Here is a 3,195-nt window from a genome sequence, read left to right as displayed (position 1 = left end):
GATGTATCCGCGATGACCCCATCCGGCCAGCAGGTAGCAGATCACGGCGTGTCGCTGACCTGAGGAAACATAGGTATTAGCCGGTTAAGAGGGAGTCCCCGACGCTCCCCATCGAGGGCAGCAGGCCGGAGTCCTTGGCGCGTTGGGTGAAGGCCCAGGAGCCGAACTGCAAGGTGTTGCGACGACCGGTTGAATCCGCCCTGGACGCCCTGGTCGGAGTGGATGATCGTGCCCGCGGGCGTGCGGTTGTCGATGGCCATGCCCAAGGCGCTGGTCACGAGGGTGGCGGTCTGGGTCGAGTCGATCGACCACCCGACCACCCGGCGTGAGTAGGCATCCAGCACCACACAGCAGTACACCTTGCCCTCCCGGGTCGGGTGTTCGGTGATGTCGGTAACCCACAACTGATTGGGACCAGTCCGTGCGAAGGCTCGGTCCACCAGGTCGACGGCGATCTGGTCGGGCTTGGCGCGCCGCCACTTGGGCCGGCCGCTGAGGCCTTGCAGCCCTGCTCGCTGCATGAGTAACTCCACCGCTCCGTGGCTGACCGGGACCTGGTGGCCCAGGCGCAGCTCGGCGTGCACCCGGCGGGCGCCGTAGGTGCCTCGGGAGCACTGATGGATCTGCCGGATCAGGTCGGTCAGCCAGACATGCCGGATGGTCCTCGGCAAGGGCGGCCGATCCCGCCAGGCGTAGTAGCCGGACACCGAGACGTCCAGCACGCGGCAGGCCACCTCGACGGGGATACCTTCGCCGACCATCACCGCGATGGCCTCGAACCGTCTTTTGGGGGCACCACCTCTCGCACCAGCTCGATCGCCCGCCGAGTGGCCTGCAGTTCTGTCTCCAACTCGGCGATGCGGCGCTTGGCGTCCGCTAACTCGATCTTCTCGCTGCTGGTCAAGCCGGGCTCCAGGCCGCGATCGATGCGGTCTTGCCGCCGCCAGCTGTAGATCGTCTGACTGCTGATCTCCAGATCGTGCGCCAGGTCGGTGACCTTACGTCCCGCCTCGAGTAGATCCAGCACCTTGCGCCGGAACTCGGGCGGATAGCCCCGTCGTCCCATGCCACTTTCCTCTCATCAAGTGGCACAAGAATCCAGTAATCCGCCTCCACTCAACCCGGGACACACCACAGTCTCCAACAAACCCGGCACGGTTCACGCATGCCAGCGATCCCTGCCGTTTGATCTCGATCTGTTTAACCTGTCTGGCCAGGGGGTGGTGCTCGTGTAATCGCACGTACCCGATGTCTTGGAGGCGGACGAAGGTTGCCGACGGGTGGCGAGACTGGGGGGTTCCACCTCGCGCCGTCGCCTTCGACCAGGATGACGGTGTCGAACCAGCCCGGCCCTAAAACCACGAGTGGGTTTCTCGCCCGCCTTGACGCGGCGGAAGAGGTGTCGAATGCCTTATTCAACCGGCGCAGCGTCTGTTTCTGGGAGGTGAATGACCAACGCCCCTGGCCTTCGGGGTCGGCGGTACGGATCTTCTTCAGGTGGGCCGACTGGTTGCCGTCGCGGACGGAGACCTTCGCCCTGCGATATGCCTCGCGGCGTTCCCCCAGAGCGGTGTTGTCGAGCGCCCGGTGGTCGTCCAGCATCGCGGTCAGCGGGATCTCCCGGCGCTGGCTCCCCCAACCGGGCGTCCTTGGATCCCGTCCCCGCGGTGGTCAAGGGTGCTGCGAGAACCCGCGATGCCGCTGTTCCTCCTGTCGCCGGAATGTCCAGGATCGTCTCATGCACGGTACTGCGACAAACACGACAGGGACGCCGCGGGCGGGCGGCGTGGCAGGGCGACCGCAGCGGACGCCGTCGTGACCACGGACGCGGCCGCGCAGCCGCCACTGGCTACAAGGCCCGCAACCCACTGCTCGCCGGAGCCAACCCCTATGTCACCACTGTCCATGAGGCGTGGAGCACGTGATATCTTCCCTCGCCTTCCGGCGGGTGGAGGATGTCGAAAGGAAGATGACGGATGAAAGAGATGCGGGAGTTATGGACGCGCGTGGAGCATTGGGTCGACACTCAACCGGCTCTGCCGCCGTCCGAGGCGGTGTTCGGCCCCCCCGCCCGCGCCGCCCAGATCGAGGCAGCCGAGCAGGCAGTCGGCCGGATCTTCTCCGAGTCGTTTCGGGCCTCGCTGCTTGTGCACGATGGCCAGTTCGTCCCTGGAACAGGTCGCCGGTCCGAAGACGAGATCGAGTGGGTGCGTTGGTTGCCCAACCAGATGGTCCTGCTTCCGCTTCGGGACATCCTCGCGACCTGGCGGGAGGAGCGAGCCTTCGAAGCGGAGAACGCGTCCGCCGTCGAAGGGATATCGGAGGAAACCGCCGACGACGACCGTGTCCGCGCCTTCCCAACGGTGACCCATGCCGGGCGCCTGCCGATCGCCGGACAGGAGGCGTCGGCCTACATGTACCTCGATTTCGTGCCCGATCCGGCCGGAGCCCTCGGCCAGGTGATCCTCACCAAGAACGAGTGCGACTTCTCGGTCGCGGGTGAAGACTTCCAGGACTTTCTGGCCAGGTACGTCGACCTGCTCGAGCGGGGGGTGCTGCGGTACGACGCCGATACGTACCACAGCGTCATACCGGCAGATCCGCGCGTCGCCTTCGACAGCTTGATCGAGCTTCGTGTTGTGTAGCCGGCATCACGATCGGGCTGCGGAGTCAGGGGGCCGCACATGACCGAGGCCATGATCAAGTGGGTTCGCGTGTAGTTGTCGCCCGGAAACCCTTGCCGGTCCTGGTCGTCCTGACTCGATCATGAATGGCCTGGTCGCCGTCAAAGGTGATCTGCGTGTCCTTCAACCCGGCCTCCACAAGCTCGCCGGCCAAGTCCACGGTATGCAGCGTGCCGTTGCTCACCACGGCGGCCGAGCTCATTAGCGATCTTGTGAAACCAGCCACCTCTGAGCCTTGGTCCGCGGAAACACCTCACCCAGCGCCGACCAGAACTCCAACACTCCGTCACGCGCAGTGCCGTCATCTACCGCCGCCGTCCGCCGGCTGGTGGGTGCAGGCCCGCCGGATCAGCCAGGCGGCGGCCAGTCCTGCCAGGCCCAGGACGAGCGGGCGCAGGGCCAGCGTCCACGGCCATCCGGGACCGGACAGCCCGAGCCCGCCGGCCGGGTACTCCAGGACCTTGGCGGCCCACTTCGCCGTCGGAACGTCCATGGCGTGGGCCACCTCCCG

Annotated in this window: 5 protein-coding genes; 1 reads left to right on the top strand and 4 read right to left on the bottom strand. The window is 66.2% G+C overall.

Annotation, left to right across the window (positions count from 1 at the left end; genetic code table 11):
• Positions 1 to 41: 41 nt before the first annotated feature.
• Complete coding sequence (locus AB0J69_RS61550; protein WP_364138640.1) at positions 42 to 761, bottom strand: IS3 family transposase; 720 nt, start codon at positions 759 to 761, stop codon at positions 42 to 44.
• Positions 761 to 1,066 carry a transposase gene (locus tag AB0J69_RS61545; RefSeq protein ID WP_364138638.1) on the bottom strand — a complete coding sequence of 102 codons (306 nt, stop codon included), beginning with the start codon at positions 1,064 to 1,066 and terminating at the stop codon, positions 761 to 763. The genes AB0J69_RS61550 and AB0J69_RS61545 overlap by 1 nt, the downstream gene beginning before the upstream one ends.
• A 910-nt stretch (positions 1,067 to 1,976) precedes the next feature.
• Here AB0J69_RS61545 and AB0J69_RS61540 point away from each other — a divergent pair.
• Positions 1,977 to 2,645, top strand: a complete 669-nt coding sequence (locus AB0J69_RS61540) for an SMI1/KNR4 family protein (protein WP_364138636.1) — start codon at positions 1,977 to 1,979, stop codon at positions 2,643 to 2,645.
• A gap of 55 nt (positions 2,646 to 2,700) precedes the next feature.
• Here the strand turns inward: AB0J69_RS61540 and AB0J69_RS61535 are convergent, their stop codons facing one another.
• Complete coding sequence (locus AB0J69_RS61535) at positions 2,701 to 2,886, bottom strand: hypothetical protein (RefSeq protein WP_364138633.1); 186 nt, start codon at positions 2,884 to 2,886, stop codon at positions 2,701 to 2,703.
• Between the two features lie 99 nt (positions 2,887 to 2,985).
• Positions 2,986 to 3,195 (bottom strand): hypothetical protein (locus AB0J69_RS61530; RefSeq protein WP_364138631.1); only part of this gene is annotated, 210 nt, incomplete at its 5' end.

Source organism: Nonomuraea sp. NPDC049709, from assembly GCF_040674815.1.
GTDB lineage: Bacteria > Actinomycetota > Actinomycetes > Streptosporangiales > Streptosporangiaceae > Nonomuraea.
This window is presented reverse-complemented; position numbering and strand designations above follow the sequence as displayed.

Bases quoted from the DNA above. Each gene is read 5' to 3' on its own strand.
- AB0J69_RS61550 (WP_364138640.1), bottom strand. From the start codon at position 761: ATGGTCGGCGAAGGTATCCCCGTCGAGGTGGCCTGCCGCGTGCTGGAC.
- AB0J69_RS61545 (WP_364138638.1), bottom strand. From the start codon at position 1,066: ATGGGACGACGGGGCTATCCGCCCGAGTTCCGGCGCAAGGTGCTGGAT.
- AB0J69_RS61540 (WP_364138636.1), top strand. From the start codon at position 1,977: ATGAAAGAGATGCGGGAGTTATGGACGCGCGTGGAGCATTGGGTCGAC.
- AB0J69_RS61535 (WP_364138633.1), bottom strand. From the start codon at position 2,886: ATGAGCTCGGCCGCCGTGGTGAGCAACGGCACGCTGCATACCGTGGAC.